At 63.3% G+C, this 16,614-nt stretch carries 16 protein-coding genes; 5 read left to right on the top strand and 11 right to left on the bottom strand.

What is annotated here, in order from left to right; genetic code table 11:
- The first annotated feature begins 89 nt into the window (after nt 1-89).
- The 5 genes from SLT36_RS12440 (at nt 90) to SLT36_RS12420 (ending at nt 4,537) form a co-directional block, all read left to right on the top strand.
- Nucleotides 90-482: a DUF7674 family protein gene (locus SLT36_RS12440; protein ID WP_432287819.1), complete on the top strand. Its 393-nt coding sequence runs from the start codon at nt 90-92 to the stop codon at nt 480-482.
- Nucleotides 483-700: 218 nt separating this feature from the next.
- On the top strand, nt 701-1,729 hold the full coding sequence (locus SLT36_RS12435; protein WP_432287817.1) for a sulfate ABC transporter substrate-binding protein: 1,029 nt from the start codon (nt 701-703) through the stop codon (nt 1,727-1,729).
- A gap of 16 nt (nt 1,730-1,745) precedes the next feature.
- Nucleotides 1,746-2,597, top strand: coding sequence for a sulfate ABC transporter permease subunit CysT (gene cysT / locus SLT36_RS12430; protein WP_432287816.1), 852 nt, complete (start codon nt 1,746-1,748; stop codon nt 2,595-2,597).
- On the top strand, nt 2,590-3,474 hold the full coding sequence (gene cysW, locus SLT36_RS12425; RefSeq protein WP_067960211.1) for a sulfate ABC transporter permease subunit CysW: 885 nt from the start codon (nt 2,590-2,592) through the stop codon (nt 3,472-3,474). Before cysT ends, cysW begins: the two co-directional genes overlap by 8 nt.
- A gap of 13 nt (nt 3,475-3,487) precedes the next feature.
- Nucleotides 3,488-4,537, top strand: a complete 1,050-nt coding sequence (locus SLT36_RS12420; RefSeq protein ID WP_432287814.1) for a sulfate/molybdate ABC transporter ATP-binding protein — start codon at nt 3,488-3,490, stop codon at nt 4,535-4,537.
- Nucleotides 4,538-4,673: 136 nt separating this feature from the next.
- Here the strand turns inward: SLT36_RS12420 and SLT36_RS12415 are convergent, their stop codons facing one another.
- From SLT36_RS12415 to SLT36_RS12365, 11 genes are all read right to left on the bottom strand, one after another.
- Nucleotides 4,674-4,967: a DUF1236 domain-containing protein gene (locus SLT36_RS12415; protein WP_432287812.1), complete on the bottom strand. Its 294-nt coding sequence runs from the start codon at nt 4,965-4,967 to the stop codon at nt 4,674-4,676.
- A gap of 496 nt (nt 4,968-5,463) precedes the next feature.
- Nucleotides 5,464-5,856 (bottom strand): hypothetical protein, encoded by a 393-nt coding sequence (locus tag SLT36_RS12410; RefSeq protein WP_432287810.1) that lies wholly within the window; start codon nt 5,854-5,856, stop codon nt 5,464-5,466.
- A 111-nt stretch (nt 5,857-5,967) separates the two neighbouring features.
- Complete coding sequence (locus SLT36_RS12405) at nt 5,968-7,062, bottom strand: amino acid ABC transporter permease (protein ID WP_432287808.1); 1,095 nt, start codon at nt 7,060-7,062, stop codon at nt 5,968-5,970.
- 1 nt (nt 7,063) lies between these two features.
- Nucleotides 7,064-8,212: an amino acid ABC transporter permease gene (locus SLT36_RS12400; RefSeq protein WP_432287807.1), complete on the bottom strand. Its 1,149-nt coding sequence runs from the start codon at nt 8,210-8,212 to the stop codon at nt 7,064-7,066.
- Between the two features lie 88 nt (nt 8,213-8,300).
- Nucleotides 8,301-9,323 carry an amino acid ABC transporter substrate-binding protein gene (locus SLT36_RS12395; protein ID WP_432287805.1) on the bottom strand — a complete coding sequence of 341 codons (1,023 nt, stop codon included), beginning with the start codon at nt 9,321-9,323 and terminating at the stop codon, nt 8,301-8,303.
- Nucleotides 9,324-9,521: 198 nt separating this feature from the next.
- On the bottom strand, nt 9,522-10,010 hold the full coding sequence (locus SLT36_RS12390) for a universal stress protein (RefSeq protein WP_432287803.1): 489 nt from the start codon (nt 10,008-10,010) through the stop codon (nt 9,522-9,524).
- A gap of 108 nt (nt 10,011-10,118) precedes the next feature.
- Entirely contained in the window at nt 10,119-12,422 is a 2,304-nt protein-coding gene (locus SLT36_RS12385) for a right-handed parallel beta-helix repeat-containing protein (protein ID WP_432287801.1), read from the bottom strand.
- Between the two features lie 149 nt (nt 12,423-12,571).
- Nucleotides 12,572-13,744 (bottom strand): Gfo/Idh/MocA family protein, encoded by a 1,173-nt coding sequence (locus SLT36_RS12380; RefSeq protein ID WP_432287800.1) that lies wholly within the window; start codon nt 13,742-13,744, stop codon nt 12,572-12,574.
- A 94-nt stretch (nt 13,745-13,838) separates the two neighbouring features.
- Nucleotides 13,839-14,897, bottom strand: a complete 1,059-nt coding sequence (locus SLT36_RS12375) for a sugar phosphate isomerase/epimerase family protein (RefSeq protein ID WP_432287798.1) — start codon at nt 14,895-14,897, stop codon at nt 13,839-13,841.
- A gap of 94 nt (nt 14,898-14,991) precedes the next feature.
- Nucleotides 14,992-15,246, bottom strand: coding sequence for a DUF2087 domain-containing protein (locus SLT36_RS12370; RefSeq protein WP_432287797.1), 255 nt, complete (start codon nt 15,244-15,246; stop codon nt 14,992-14,994).
- Nucleotides 15,234-16,544 (bottom strand): amidase, encoded by a 1,311-nt coding sequence (locus tag SLT36_RS12365; RefSeq protein ID WP_432287796.1) that lies wholly within the window; start codon nt 16,542-16,544, stop codon nt 15,234-15,236. The genes SLT36_RS12370 and SLT36_RS12365 overlap by 13 nt, the downstream gene beginning before the upstream one ends.
- Between the last annotated feature and the right edge of the window lie 70 nt (nt 16,545-16,614).

Raw genomic sequence — 16,614 nt, 5'->3', positions numbered from 1 at the left:
GCCAGAGTCCTGCCGCACCGGCTTCCATGGCTGTCATCGGCGCCGCAGGCTCGGCGGCAAGCGTCAGGGTCTTCGTGGAGCAAATGAAAATGATCTCGCGGCAGGACATGTTCGACGTGCTTCTTGAAGTCGATCCGACATTCCAGCCGGTCTGGGACGCGTTTGCCGACAAATGGCGCGACCAGATCGAACTGCCGCTTTACCTGGTCTTGGGAGACCTTGCCCGACATGTGATCGGCAAGCTGAAGGATGGCAAGGTCGGCGAACTTCAGCACATCTTCGCAGTCATCGAGCGTTGGCTCGCCGATGGCGACGAGCTGGTAAGGGAAGCCACGACGATCGGGCTTCTGGAAGACCTGCAAAACCTGTCCCTTCACAAGACCACATCTCCGGATCACCTGAAGCAGTGGCTGGGCCCGCTCGCCGCGACGCAATGGATCGAGGTTGAACGCTACTGGTCGGGGAAAATCACCAGGGCCTGACCGCCCTTGCCTCCCTCCCGAACTCGCCTACCTCTGATCGTTCGTAGCGAACGTTTCGATCACAGCTGCGGCGCAGGAGTTCTTAAGCGAGCAAAAAAATTTCCAGCGCTTCGGCAGGTCGCACGAAATTTGCCCATGCGGGGTGAAATTCGGAACATTCGCCGCATCTAATTTCTACCAGTTCGATAGAGTAGAACCATATTCGAACGGAGGCGGAAATGACGACTTCACGCAGAACCATCCTGCTTTCGGCCGTGCTGGCCGGCGCAGTTCAGCTCGGCGGCCTGGGCCTTGCCCATGCCGACACGACGCTCCTCAACGTCTCCTACGACCCGACCCGCGAGCTCTACAAGGATTACAACGAGGCCTTCGCCAAGCATTGGAAGGCGGAGAGCGGCGAGACGGTGACGATCCAGCAGTCGCATGGCGGCTCAGGCAAACAGGCCCGCGCGGTGATCGACGGCCTCGACGCCGATGTGGTGACGCTGGCGCTCGAAAGCGACATCAACGCCATCGTGGAGAAGTCAAAGAAGATCAATCCCGACTGGCGTTCGAAGCTGCCCAACAATGCCTCGCCTTACACCTCGACCATCATCTTCCTTGTGCGCAAGGGCAATCCCAAGGGCATCAACGACTGGGGCGACCTGATCAAGGACGGCGTCCAGGTGATCACGCCGAACCCAAAGACCTCGGGTGGCGCGCGCTGGAACTACCTTGCCGCCTGGGCCTGGGCCAACGGCCAGTTCGGTGGCGACGAAGCCAAGATCAAGGAGTTCGTCGGCAATCTTTACGCCCATGTGCCGATCCTCGACACCGGCGCCCGCGGCTCGACGGTGACTTTTGCCGAGCGTGAGCAGGGCGACGTGCTGCTCGCCTGGGAAAACGAGGCCTATCTAGCCCTCGACGAATTCGGCGCCGACAACTTCGACATCGTCTTCCCGCCGCAGTCGATCCTGGCCGAGCCGCCGGTCGCCGTGGTCGACGCCAATGTCGACGCCAAGGGGACCCGAAAGGTCGCTGAGGCTTATCTCAATTACCTCTATTCGGCGGAAGGCCAGACCATCGCCGCCAAGCATCACTACCGTCCGTCCAAGCCCGATCTGGTGCCTGCTGCCGACCTGCAGAAGCAGCACGAGCTGAAACTGGTTTCTATCGATGACCCGATTTTCGGCGGATGGCAGAAAGCACAGCCCTATCACTTCGGAGATGGTGGTATATTCGACCAGATCTACAAGCCGGCCCAGTAGGTAAGACCAGGACGATATGATCACAGCACCCGCCAAGGCGGGGTGGCGGTTCAGACAGCCGAGCGTCATTCCGGGTTTCGGATTGACGCTCGGCTTCTCGCTTGCCTACCTCACGCTCATCATCCTCATCCCGCTCTCGGGCCTCGTCTGGCGTTCGGCATCGCTGGGCTGGACCGACTTCTGGGCCATCGCCACCGACCGCCGTACCGTCAAGGCACTGGAGATCAGCTTCGGCACGGCCTTCATTGCAGCAAGCATCAACGTGGTGTTCGGCACCATCGTCGCGTGGGTGCTGGTGCGCTACCGCTTTCCCGGCCGCCGCGTCATCGACGCGATGGTCGACCTGCCCTTTGCACTGCCGACCGCAGTGGCGGGTATCGCGCTGACGACGCTTTATTCACCCAAGGGCTGGATGGGCGCGCTGTTGGCGCCGCTCGGCATCAAGGTCGCCTACACCCCACTCGGCATCGTCATAGCACTTGTCTTCATTGGCTTGCCCTTCGTCGTGCGCACGGTGCAGCCGATCATCGAGGAGATCGACAAGGAGGTTGAGGAAGCCGCGGCCACCCTGGGTGCCAACCGCTTCCAGACCATCTTCCTGGTGCTGTTTCCGGGGCTGGCGCCCGCCGTCGTGACAGGCTTCGCGCTCGCCTTCGCGCGCGGCGTCGGCGAATATGGCTCGGTCATCTTCATCGCCGGCAACCTGCCCTACATCTCGGAAATCGCACCGCTTCTGATCGTCATCCGGCTTGAGGAATATGACTACGCGGCTGCCACGGCGATCGCCACGATCATGCTGGCGCTGTCGTTTGCAATGCTGCTCGTCATCAACCTCATCCAGTCGTGGACCCGCAAGCGTTATGGCTGATCCAGAGCTTTACCCCGCCGATATCCATCACGAGCACGCCTCGCTTGCCGTCACCGAACGCCCGCTGGCGCGCGCGGCCTTGATGCTGCTCGCCTTCGGCTTCCTCGCCATCTTCCTGCTTCTGCCGCTGGTGGTAGTGTTCGAGCAGGCGTTCTCACGTGGCATCGGCGCCTTCCTCGGCGCCATCAACGAGCATGACACGATTGCCGCGATCAAGCTGACACTTCTGGTCGCCGTCATTTCGGTGCCGCTCAACCTGGTGTTCGGCGTCGCCGCTGCCTGGGCGATCGCCAAGTTCGAGTTCAAGGGCAAGGCTTTCCTGATCACGCTGATCGACCTGCCCTTCTCGGTCTCGCCTGTCATTTCGGGCCTGGTCTATGTGCTGTTGTTCGGCGCATCGAGCCTGCTCGGGCCCTGGCTCAAGCTGCACGGCATCGTCATCCTGTTTGCCGTGCCGGGCATCGTGCTGGCGACTGTCTTTGTCACCTTCCCCTTCGTTGCCCGCGAATTGATCCCGCTGATGCAGGAACAAGGCACCGGCGACGAGGAGGCAGCCCTTTCGCTCGGCGCCAATGGCTGGCAGACCTTCTGGCATGTGACGCTGCCCAACATCAAATGGGGCCTGCTCTATGGCGTCTTGCTGTGCAACGCCCGCGCCATGGGCGAGTTCGGTGCTGTGTCGGTGGTCTCGGGCCACATCAGGGGCCTGACCAACACCATGCCGCTGCATGTCGAGATCCTTTACAACGAATATAATGCCGTCGGCGCCTTTGCCGTGGCGTCTGTGCTCGCCGGCCTCGCGCTTGTGACGCTTGTGCTCAAAACTCTTCTCGAGCTCCGCTACGGTGCCGAGATCGCCGCCACGCGCGGACACTGACAGAGGTCGACTGATGGAAGTTCGCGTTTCAAATGTGCGCAAGGAGTTCGACCGGTTTCCGGCGCTGCGCGACGTCTCGCTCGACATCAGCTCCGGCGAGCTGATCGCGCTGCTCGGCCCCTCGGGCTCGGGCAAGACCACGCTTTTGCGCCTCATCGCCGGCCTCGAGCGGCCGACGCGGGGCACGATCTTCTTCGGCGACGAGGATGCCTCGAACCGGACGATCCAGGAGCGCAATGTCGGCTTCGTGTTCCAGCACTACGCTTTGTTCCGCCACATGACCGTGGCAGACAATATCGGCTTCGGCCTGAAGGTCAGGCCCTCGGCCAAACGCCCGACCAAGGCCGAAATCCGCCGCCGTGCCTCCGAACTGCTCGATCTGGTGCAGCTCGGCGGGTTGGAAAAACGCTATCCGGCTCAGCTTTCGGGCGGCCAGCGCCAGCGCGTCGCCCTTGCCCGCGCCATGGCGATCGAGCCCAAGGTGCTGTTGCTCGACGAGCCGTTCGGCGCGCTCGACGCCCAGGTCCGACGCGAACTTCGGCGCTGGCTGCGCGAGATCCACGACGCCACCGGCCACACCACCATCTTCGTCACCCATGACCAGGAAGAGGCGCTCGAACTCGCCGACCGCGTGGTGGTGATGAGCCAGGGCCGCATCGAGCAGATCGGCACCGCCGACGAGGTCTACGACACGCCGAACTCGCCCTTCGTCTACGGCTTCATCGGCGAGTCGAGTTCGCTGCCGGTCAAGGTCGAGGACGGCCAGGTGTGGATTTCGGACCGCCCGATCGGGCTTGCGACGCCCGAGCTCGCCGATGGCGAGGCCACCCTATATTTCCGCCCGCACGACATCGAGCTGCTGGACGAGTGCAATGGCTGTATAGCCGGCACGGTGGCGGCCAGCCGCCGCGTCGCCGGCACCCGCCGCGTCGAGCTGGAAATCGGTGGCAGCCGCGAGCGCATCGAGATCGAGCTGCCGGTCGGGCACCCTGCGGCACAGAAGAGCCGCGTGGCGTTCAGGCCGAAGCGCTGGAAGGTGTTTCCCAAGGCCGTCGAGGGTTGAGCAAAGGGCTGCTGTCCCTGGCCCTGCCTCCATAGGTCTCACGAAATGCGAGGTGTCACCGCCCGGCGGCGACACCTCGACGATCACAAGATAGGGAGAACTGAAATCGCCCGACGCAACTCCTGCATCAAGGCCGTCAGTCCATGATGTAGACGACCTTGCGCGTCTGCGGATCGATGAGAACAGTACGGCCGTCCATCACGACATACTGATACCTGTTGTCGGCAAGTGCGCCTGGCTTCAGAATGTCCGGAATGATCGCGCCAACGACCAATTCAAAGTTGGACGGACGTTCGACGATCACCGGATTGGTCTTCACATACTCGCGGACGATCACTTGTTCTTCGGGAGTAACGACCACAGTCTGGGCAGCGGCGAACGCGGTGCCGGCGAGCAGCATGGTTACAGCAAGTGTGCTTCGGAAAGTCATATCACTATCCTCCTCGGTTGATGGATTAACAACCGGTGGGGAGCGGAACGGTTCCGTGATTTGTGCGGCGACGCCGCCGCAGCTGGGATGAGCTGGCGGGCGTCGGGCGTGATTGGACATTCGAAAAGCTGGTATCAGGTCTGAAAGATCGGCGCCGTGATGCAGGTCATGGCAACCCTGTCGTCGTCAGTCGTCATTCGGGTAGAATACGCTATGTCTCGGTTGTCGAAGTCAGCTCTGTGGCGGTGGTGGAGATGGGCGCTAGCAATAGTCGTCCTTGCTGGCATTTGCTGGATTTGGCTGGAAGCAGGCCGAACAAACGACTACATCGACCGATGCTTGGACGACTCTTCACCTGCCTACATCAAAAACGATGTTGAGCGCTCTGCAGCATGCAGGGTTGAGCCGGCGGAAGGCAAAATGTCCGGCGCCACACTCCTTGGTTCCGGCTGATGCAGGTACGACACATACTCAACTCCAAACGAGATGGCGACCACTAACCGCCTTTCGGCAAGAAGCTACCCACCTCAGTCGACAGGCGTTGGAGGGCAACGGCCAGAACGCCGCTTTCGAACGCTTCTACCAGCGCCCCGTCTATCCAGCGTTCGTCAGCCAGGTTTTCACCCAACCGGCAGTATATCTCCATGGCGCTCATCGGCCCCAGAAGCTCCGGGGTGCCTGGCAGCCAGCATTTGCGGGCCACCGGCTTGCGCGCCAGCACCTCTGAAAGCGCATCACGATTGATCTCGAAGGCCGTCGCGAGTTGCTCGATCTCGCCGTAGATCGGGTAATAGCTGTAGTCCCGCTCGTCATAGAAGCTGTCTGTGTCCAAGCCGTGCAGCGTCTCGATGACGTTGTTGATGCGCCCGCGCCATTGTTCGTTGTCCATGATCCCACCGGCAGTCAGCAGTTGGTTGCCGGCCACTATGGGCAGAGCTTGTCGTAGCCACAATATTCCTGCCGGGACGACTTCACGCTGTCCCGGCGTAATCGCAGGCTTTTACCGATACGACGTGTTGAAATGCCGCTCAAGGAACCGGCTGTAAGCTCCCATCAGGGCGCTGAACAGAAAGTAGACCGCAGCGGCAAAGACATACCCCTCAAGCACGGCGATGCCTTGCCAGTCGGGGTCGCGGAGCGCGGTGCGAACCGTGTCGAGGAAGTCGAGCAGGCCGATGATGGTGACCAGCGTGGTGTCCTGGAAGAAGGCGATGACCAGGCTGACCAGCGCCGGGATGACCTTCTTCAGCGCCTGCGGCAATATGATCTTGAACATCACCTGCCAGTAATGCAGCCCAAGCGCGCGGCCGGCTTCGAACTGGCCCGATGGCACGTCCTGCAGGCCGCCGCGCACGATCTCGGCGATGTAGGCGGCGGCAAACAGGATGATCGCCACCTGCGCGCGCAACAGCTTGTCGATGGTGACGCCGTCGGGCATGAACAGCGGCAGCATGACGGCGGCCATGAACAGGATGCTGATCAGCGGCACGCCGCGCACAAGCTCGATGAAGCCTATGCCAAGCACGCGGATGGCCGGCAGATGTGAGGCGCGCGCCAGCGCGAGGCCGATGCCGAGCGGAAGCGCGAAGGCGAGACCGACGAAAGACAGCATGAAGGACAGCGGCAGGCCGCCCCATTTCGACGTCGGCACGGCAGACAGGCCGAAGAAGCCGCCGGCCATCAGCACATAGAGACCGGGCAGAATGACGACCGCCCAGGCGATCAGCAGGCCCCTGCCCCAGACGCGCGGCACCATCGACACGCCGCAGGCGCCGAGGAACAGCACAAGCGCCACCAGCGGGCGCCATTGCTCCTCGAACGGGTAGAAGCCGAACAGCATGTAGCGCAGCTTATCAGTGAGGAACGGCCAGCAGGCGCCGGAGCTTTGCTTGCAGGCATCGGCGCCGCCGTCGAAGACGGCATCGAGGAAGAGCCAGCCCAGCGCGAGCTTGGCCAAGAGCACGATGAGCGCGCCGCAGACGAGCGTTACGAGCACATTGCCCGGCGTGCCGAAATAGGCGCTGCGCCACTCGGAGCGCCGCGTAGGGCGGACGGTGGGGTTGATGGCTGCGGGAATGACCTGGGTGTCGCTCATGTCAGCGCGCCTTCAGCGCGACACGCGCATTGTACCAGTTCATGAACAGCGAGATCGCCACCGACAGGCCGAGATAGATGCCCATGAAGATGGCGATCGTCTCCATCGCTTGGCCGGTCTGGTTCATGATGGTGTTGGAGACCATGACGAGGTCGGGGTAGCCGATGGCGATCGCCAGCGAGCTGTTCTTGAACACGGTGAGATAGGTGTTGGTCAAAGGCGGGATGATGACCCGGAGCGCCTGCGGCAGCACGACGAGGCGGAGCGTGCGCGAGCGCGGCAGGCCCAGCGCCTGGGCGGCTTCCCACTGGCCCTTGCTGACCGCCTGGATGCCGGCGCGAACGATTTCGGCGACGCTGGCCGACAGATTGAGCATCAGGCCAATGAGCAGTGCCACGAACTCGGGCCGTATTTGCAGCCCGCCGGTGAGGCGGAAGCGCCCGACCTCGGGCGCGCTCCAGCTCAGCGACACGGCGCCGCTGGCCCAGACGGCGAGCACAGGCATCACGAGCAAGACAAGTGCCAAGATCCAGCCCGCATTGGCCTTGCCGCTGATGACGCGGCGGCGCTGTGCAACGGCGCGCACAACGAATGCTGAAGTGATACCAAGACCGAGGGCAGTGACGGTCAGCCCGAAACCGCTCTGCCACTCGACCGCAGGCATGGCCAGGCCGCTGTTGGAGATGAAGAAGCCGGGAAACAGCTGGATCGCCTGGCGAACCGGCGGGAACACCAGGATGATGAGGAAATACCACAGGAACAGATAGAGCAGCAGCGGCACGTTGCGCAGCAGCTCGACATAGGCAAGCATCAGCCGGCTGAGCAGCGGGTTCGTCGACATGCGGCCGATGCCGACAAGCACGCCGATAATGGTGCCGAACAGGGCGGCGAGGAACGACACCTTGATGGTGTTGACCAGCCCGACGAGGATGGCGCGGGCCACCGTGTCAGTCGGCCCGTAGGCGATCGAGCTTTCGCTGATGGCGATGCCGGCTTGTCGCGACAGAAAGTCGAAGCCGGTGGCGATATCCTGCTTGGCAAGGTTAGCGCTCGCGGTCGCATACATGGCCCAGGCGGCGAGCAGCACCAGCGAAATGGCCAGAAATTGGTAGAAGATCGCGCGAAACCGCGCGTCGTTCAAAAACAGCATGGGCGCGCCGATGTCAGAAGGCCGATAGCCGGAGTCAGGGGCAAGAAAAAAGGTCCGCGCCGGGTGAAGGCGCGGACCTTGCATCTTCTTAGCGGACCGGCGGCGCGTAGAGCAGGCCTCCGGCATTCCACTGCGTGTTGGGCCCACGCGTCATGCCGAGCTTGGTCTTTTCGCCGAGATTGCGGTCGAACACCTCGGCATAATTGCCGACGCCCTTGACGATGTTGTAGCCCCACTTGTTGTCGAGGCCGAGCATCTTGCCGAGTTCGTCCGCACCACCCAGCATGCGCTGGATCTCGGGATCCTCGCTCTTGGCCATCTCGTCGACATTGGCCTGGGTGATGCCCTTCTCCTCGGCCGCCATCAGCATGTAGACCGACCATGAGACGATGTCGCGCCAGTTGGAATCGTTCTGACGCACGGCGGGCGCCAGCGGCTCCTTGGAGATGGTTTCGGGCAAGAGCACATAGTCGTCGGGGTTGTTGGCGACCGCGCGGATCGAGGCGAGGTCGGAACGGTCCGACGAGATCGCCTCGCAGCGGCCGGAATAGAAGGCGGCGCGGTTTTCGTCGGGGCTCTCGAAGACAACCAGCTCGAACTTGCCGCCGACGGTGCGGAAGAAGTCGGTCAGGTTCTGCGAGGTCGTGGTGCCGGGCAGCGTGCAGATCGCGGCGTCGGTCAGTTCCCTGGCGGAGGCGACGCCGAGCGACTTGGGCACCAGGAGGCCCTGGCCGTCATAAAACACGGTCGGGCCGAAATCGATGCCGAGCGAGGCCTCGCGCGAGAAGGTCGCCGTGGTCTGGCGCGACAGCACGTCGATCTCGCCCGACTGCAGCGCCTGGAAGCGCGTGTTGATGTTGGTCAAAACGAAATCGACCTTGTCGGGATCGCCGAACACCGCAGCCGCGATCGAGCGGCAGATGTCGGCGTCGAAACCCTGCATGCGGCCCTTGTCGTCGGCGGCGGCGAAGCCCGGCGTGCTGAGCGAGACGCCACAGATCAGCTTGCCGCGCGCCTTGACGGTTTCGAGCGTGGTAGCGGACTGGGCCGCGGTCGCGCCGACCATGAGCGCGGCGGTTGCGGCGCAAAGCGCCAGGAAATTACGTTTCATGCTTTCCCTCCCTTGATGTGACCGCAGGCCGCCATGCCATGTCTCCCCCGGCATGGGCACCGCCCCGGTCAGTCGCGGGACCATGTATGCATATATTGTGTACGATTTGGAAGATTAATGTTGTCCAATATGTATACAATTATTCATGTATGTGGATTGCGCTCCGCCAGACCAGCGGAGCGCGGCAACGAATGTCGCCTAGCGAACGACAAGCACCGGTGTATGGGCGTATTGGACAACTTTGGCCGTCTGGCTGCCCAGCAGCAGGCGGCCCACCCCGCGACGACCGTGAGAGGCCATGACGATCAGGTCACATCCAAGCGTCTGAGCCTTTTCCACGATGGCTTCCGCGGCAGAATCGGCCGTAACCTGAACAAGGTCAGGGGCGATGCCGATATCGTCGGCGACTTGTTTGGCCGCCCGCAGGATTGTCTCGGCAAATTCCTTCTGGCTGGCGTCGTAACGGCGAATGTCGTTGTCCCCTGCGACCCAGCCCGTCACTGTCGTGCCCTGCAGCGGAAATGGCTTTGTCACGATGACGACAGTCACCTTGCTTCCGACGCTCTTGGCGAGCTTGAGGCCGTGCTCGACACCTGTTTGTGAGATGATTGATCCATCGGTCGCAACAAGAATATGGCTGTACATGCAATTCCCCTTTCTCGATGACTTCGAGACAAGGTGTAGCACTCACCGCCATCGCAGTTTTGACATAGGTCAAACGGCGGTGCAGGTCGCGTGACCAAAGGCTGGTCCGGTCGCCTTCTTCGATGAGCGCGGAGCCTTCGACGAAGGCACCTATGGCGTGTTTCCGGTGATGATGGTGTCGCCTGCCGTCGTCAGCACGCCGCTGTTGCCTCGCCCGACAAGGCGATTTTCGCGCACGGCCACGCCAGAGGACATGCTGACATAGACGCCATGTGGAGCAGCTGACGCCACGGTGTTGTTCTCCACCACCGCGTTATGGCTGTAAAACCCTATGGATACGCCATTCGAATAGGTCGGGTTCGTCGTCGTCAGAGTGTTGCCGCTGATGACGTTGGAGGTCGCGCTGATCAGGGCGATGGCGGCAGCGTTCTCGCCATTGGTCGTCACACTATTGCCGGAAACGCTGCTGTTGGCACCGTAGCGCAGGAGGATGCCGGTAGCGCCTTTCGCGCGCGTCGTCACCGAATTGCCGCTGACGGACAGGTTGTCACTTCCTTCGGCCCAAATGCCAAAGGCCGCCGTCAGAAGTGACACGTAGCTTTCGTTCATCGTGTTGGTGGCTACGGTGTTGCCTGAAATGGTGGCGCCGTCGCTGTCGATCAGGCGGATGCCCCGGCTCATGTAGTTGTTGGTGGTAACCTTGTTGCCGGAAATAGCGATGCCGGCACTGTTGGTGACGTGGATGCCATTGGCCAGCTCGCCATTGATGGTGATGACATTGTTGGCAATCGTCAAGCCGCCGCCGTTGGTGACCTGCAGGCCATGGGCCGGGCGTGCCGACGAATGAGTATCGTTGTAGCCGCTGCCATTGCCATTGGTGGTGATGGTGTTGCCGTCGATACGGCCCGCGACATTATCCGCGACGATGCCGATGCCGCTGGCGCCGTTCTGGACGATGGTTGCACCGCTGATGCCGACCCCGGTGCTGTTGGTGATCGCGACAGCACTGCCCTTGGCTGCGGTGATGCTGCCGCCTTGAAGGGTAAAATTGGCGGTGTTCTCCACTTTCAGGCCGTTGGCGGCCGAAACGATGGCCATGTCGCGCAGGCTGGCGCCGCTGGCGCCTGATATGGCCCAGGAGTTTGCGCTCGACGAGGTGTTCTCCACCGAGATGCCGCGCATCGTGCTGTCCGCGGCCATCCTGACCAATGCGTCGCCGGCCGCACCGGAAATGCGGCCCGAACTGCCCGATGCGGTGAAATCGACGGCGACACCGCTGGTCGCGCCCTTGAGCTTCAGCACCGTGCCGCCACCCACGAGAAATTGCTTGTCGTTGAGCGAAATTGCGCCTGCAGCAGTGAGGTTGCCGTTCAACAGCACGATGCCTTGGGCGCCGACGCTGTCGAGCGCGGCCTGGAGAGCGGCCTGGTCCTGCGTCGTCCCGTCGACCCGCACGAGCGATGTGATGATCTTGCCGTTCCACGCATTGACCGCGTCTTCGGTGGAGGTCAGCGTATCGTTCCTGGACCTGGCCCCGTTGCGGGTGTTTGAGACGATATCGACGTCGCGTACCACGGTGTCGGTCATGCGCCTTTCCATGTAGGAGAGCGGCTCGCGCCCGGCGGATGAGGCAGCCTGCAGGGGAATGCGCAGCCGCGCCTGGGTGATCCACTGTTCGCCGCGTGCATCGTCATGCTGGAAAGTCAGCCCGGCGGTCAGCTTCACGCCGGGCAGATCGGCGAAGTCGGCGGCGGTGAATTCGAGCCGCGCGCGTGGACCTGATATAGCCTCCACGTCGGAGCCGCCGAAATAATAGCCGCCGACGAAAGCGCGCATGTCGAAACCCGAACCCTTTTCGAACACAGGCAGCCTGATGCCGATCTCGGCGTCGGCGCCGGCCAGAGCCTTCTCGACCCTGTAGCTGGTGGTCGTCGTCTGCACCGCCTGGTGCCGGATCGCCAGCGACGTGCCGGTCAACATGGCCTCACTGCTCCACGGACCAACGGCAGTCGTTGCACCGAGGTCCGTTCGCCTCTCGGTCTCGCCGACCGGCAGATAGGCGTTGGCGCGCAGGTCGAAGACCTCGCCCAAGGCTTCCGCGCCAAGCGTTAGTTGGTGGAACGTGTTGCCATAAGGCGAGCGGCGGATGTCGTAATAGCCGTAAGCTCCCAGGTTCCAGCCCGACGGCAGCATGTGCCTGATACCGAGGCCGAAATTGCCTTCGACGGCATCGTTGTTGTCGAACTTGCCGCGCAGGTCGGCAAAGACAAGCGTATCGCCGTTCTGGACCAGCGGGACAAACAGGTTCACCTCGCCGAGCGACCGGCCCTTGCCGAACTGCCCGCCGGTTTCGACCCACGGCCCCCATCGCTTGGCCAGGAGATCTTCCGCATGGGCAGATGTAACGGCGCAGATCGCCAATAGGGACGCGGAAAGAGCCCATCTCGAATGCATGAATACATGTCCAGCAGATGCAAGGAACTGCTGGTTGCCACGCGACGCGGAGCGCGGCTAGCCGGTCAGAGTGATGATACCAAAGTTGGTTCGGGAGCATTGCCAGCCGGTTGGGTCGGCAATGTCCCCAGATTGACCAGAGCCTGTCCCTACAGCTTCGTCCACGCGGCGTTCTTCTTCGACGAGCGCACGCAGGCCTCGACGAATGCCACGCCCTCAACCCCATCCTGCACCGTCGGGTAGATGACGTCCTTGGCCGGCTTGCCACCCTTCTTGCGCGCGGCGCGGATGGCACGGGCGGCTTCCTGGTAGATATTGGCGAAACCTTCGAGATAGCCTTCCGGATGGCCGGACGGCACGCGGGTGACGCGGGCTGCGGCGGGGCCAGCGCCGACGCCGCCGCGGGTGATCAGCTGCCTGGGCTGACCGAAGGGCGTGTACCAGAGGTAGTTCGGATCGGCCTGCACCCATTCGATGCCGCCCTTGGAGCCATAAACACGCAGCTTGAGCCCGTTCTCGTGGCCCGGCGCCACCTGGCTTGCCCAGATCATGCCCTTGGCGCCGCCCTTGAAGCGCAGCATGACATTGACGTTGTCGTCAAGCAGCCGGCCCGGCACGAAGGCGTCGAGATCGGCCGACAGGCTGTCGAGCTCCAGGCCGGAGACGAAGCGGGAGAGATTGTAGGCATGGGTGCCGATGTCGCCGGTGGCGCCGCCGACGCCCGACTGTTTCGGATCGGCGCGCCAGGAGGCCTGCTTCTGGCCGGTCGCAGCGAGATCTTCGGTCAGCCAGTCCTGTGGGTATTCGGCCTGGACGACCCTGATGTCGCCGAGCTGCCCCTTGGCGACCATCTCGCGCGCCTGCCGGATCATCGGATAGCCGGTGTAGTTGTGGGTAAGAACGAAGACCTTGCCGGACTTCTCGACGAGTGCCGCGAGCTTCTTCGCCTCTGCAAGCGTCGCCGTCAGCGGCTTGTCGCAGATGACGTGGATGCCAGCTTCGAGGAAGGCTTTGGCGGCGGGATAGTGTACGTTGTTGGGCGTGACGATGGCCACCGCCTCGATGCCGTCGGGCCGTTTCGCCTCGGCCTTGGCCATCTCGGCATAGGAGGTGTAGCTGCGCTCGGGATCGAGGCCGATGTCGGCGGCGGAGGCCTTGGCGCGCTCCGGATTGGACGACAGCGCGCCCGCGACAAGCTGGAAATCGCCGTCCATGCGGGCGGCGATGCGGTGGACTGCACCGATGAAGGCGCCCTGCCCGCCACCGACCATGCCGTAGCGGATCGGGCCGGCCGACTTGTCACCGCGTCCTTCGATTGTCATGCTTTCCTCCTGGTTGTTCCCCGACTGCGCTCCACGCCCTCTCTGACCTGCCGGACAGAGGAGGTGCCGTCCCTCGGCACCTCCGGTGGTCCACTTACTCGATCCCCATCATCTTCCGCAGCATCGCCGGGTCGCTCGTCCCGCCGGCGAAATCGTCGAACGCCTTGTCGGTGACGCGGATGATGTGGCTTTCGATGAACGGCGCCCCTTCGGCAGCGCCGTCTTCCGGATGCTTGAGGCAGCATTCCCATTCGAGCACGGCCCAGCTGTCGTAGCCATACTGCGCGAGCCTGGAGAAGATGCCGGTGAAATCGACCTGGCCGTCGCCGAGCGAGCGGAAGCGGCCGGCGCGGCCGAGCCAGCCCTGGTAGCCGGAGTAAACGCCCTGGCGGCCGTCGGGATTGAACTCGGCGTCCTTGACGTGAAACGCCTTGATGCGCTCGTGGTAGATGTCGATGAAGGCGAGATAGTCCAGCTGCTGCAACAGGAAATGCGACGGGTCGTAGTTGATGTTGCAACGCTTGTGGCCGCCGACGGCGTCGAGGAACATCTCGAAGGTGGCGCCATCGAAGGCGTCCTCGCCCGGATGCAGTTCGAAGCAGAGGTCGACGCCAGCCTCGTCATAGGCGTCGAGAATAGGCGTCCAGCGCTTGCCGAGCTCGGCAAAGGCCTCTTCGATCAGGCCGGCGGGCCGCTGCGGCCAAGGGTAGAGATAGGGAAACGCCAGCGCGCCGGTGAAGGAGACGCAGGCCGTGAGCCCGAGATTCTGCGACGCCTTGGCGCCGAGCTTCATCTGCTCGACCGCCCATTGCTGGCGCGCCTTGGCATTGCCGCGGACCGCATCGGGCGCAAAGCCGTCGAACTGCGCGTCATAGGCCGGGTGCACGGCCACCAGTTGCCCCTGCAGATGGGTCGACAATTCGGTGATCTCGACACCCGCATCGGCGCAGATGCCCTTGATCTCGTCGCAATAGGTTTTCGACGTCGCAGCCTTCTGAAGATCGAACAGGCGCGCGTCGGGCGTCGGGATCTGCACCCCCTTGTAGCCGAGACCACCTGCCCACGATGTAATCGATTTCAATGAATTGAACGGCGCAGCGTCGCCAGCGAACTGGGCGAGGAAGATCGCGGGACCCTTCATTGTCGATGGCATGGCAAACTCCTCGTCCGATTCCGGCCTGCAACGTTGTAGGGGCCAGATGACCATTATTCAGGCCAGCTCCGCAAGAGGCCAGAAAACCGCCGGCTTAACGGGCATCGGCACGGCGATAGATGGCGGTGACAGGGTTGCGCGAAAAGCGCCCGCTCTCGAACAATTCGCGCCTCAAAAGGGCCCAGTCGCCGAAGCTGTGGTGGCGCTTGAGGACGTCGTTGACCTCGCGCTCGCTGTAGTCGCGTCCTGTCTCGAATCTTGCGATGAGGAAATCGAGCACCACCAGCCGGTCGGCGGCCTTGGCCGGCCAGCGCGTGATGACGCCGTCGTCGGTAATCAAACCGGCCATGGCCTATCCTTAAGCACTGCCTCGACGGCAAGGCCAGCGGAAAGCAGTCGGCGGTCGTGGCCATGGCGCGCCATGAGCATCAGGCCGGACGGCAGCGCCGCACCGGCCATCGGCAGCGACAGGGCGCAGAGGTCGAACTGGTTGGCGACCTGGGTATTGCGCAACAACAGCCCCTCGATACGGTTGGCGTGCGCCCCGTCGGCCAAAAGTTCTGATATCGGCTGTGCCGGCACGGGCGTCGTCGGCAGGACGAGCATATCATGCGCCGACAGCCGCGCGTCCATGGCGGCGGCAAGCTCGACGCGGCGATTCATCGTCCTGATGTAGCTGACCGCCGGCACCTGCATGGCGCGGCCAAGCGCGCCGCTGACATTGGGGTCGATGGGCACAGACACACCATTGGCCAGCCAGTCGGCGTGGATCGCCGCCCCTTCGATCGCGGCAATTGTGCCGGTCCGTGTCGCGGCACGGAAATCGGCCAACAGGTCGCCGATCTGGCAGTCGCCGACCACTGCACCGGCAGCCTGGAGCTGGCGCAGCGCGCGCTCGAAGCTGGCCGCCAGGCCGGGCGCCACATCGTCGAGCAGGCGGCCACGCGGGATGGCGAGGCGCAGGCCGGCGAGCGACAGCGGTGGCAGCGAAAAATGCTCCTTGCCTGATATGACCGCATCGCTGGCGATGCATTGCGCCACTGTGTTGGCGAGCGGGCCGATGGAATCGAGCGACGGCGACAGCGGGAAAGCGCCATCAAGCGGAATGCGCCGTGCCGTCGGCTTGAAGCCGACGACACCGTTGAGGGCGGCGGGCACCCTGACCGAGCCGCCGGTGTCCGAGCCGATCGAAATGTCGGAGCTGCCTTCGGCCACCGACACGCCGGCGCCCGAGGACGAGCCGCCCGGGATCAGCCTGGGATCGGCGGCGTTTCCCGGCGTGCCGTAATGCGGGTTGATGCCGAGCGCGGTGAAGGCGAACTCGGTCATATGGGTCTTCCCGATGATGACAGCACCGGCGCGGCGCAAGCGCTTGACCACCAGCGCGTCGTCCCGTGCCGGTTCGGCATCGCGCCGCAGCACCGAGCCGGCCAGCGTCGGCTCACCAGTGACGTCGAACAGATCCTTGATCGAGACGATCGTACCATCGAGTGGCCCGAGCATGAGCCCTGCCCGGCGGCGTGCATCAGCGGCGTCGGCGGCGGCGCGCGACACATCGGCATAGAGCTTCATGAAGACGCGTTCTTCGCCAGCGCGCTCAGCAAGCCGCGAAAGGATCGCCTCCAGCCTGTCCCTGGTCGTGGTCATGCACCCTCCGATTCGCCATTGCCGCCGTTGGGCCGCGGCAGGGTCGCGACTGTTAGCACGGTCTGGCCCC

Origin of the sequence: Aminobacter sp. BA135 (assembly GCF_050859125.1) — a bacterium.
In the GTDB taxonomy this organism is placed as follows: Bacteria; Pseudomonadota; Alphaproteobacteria; order Rhizobiales; family Rhizobiaceae; genus Aminobacter; species Aminobacter ciceronei.
This window is presented reverse-complemented; position numbering and strand designations above follow the sequence as displayed.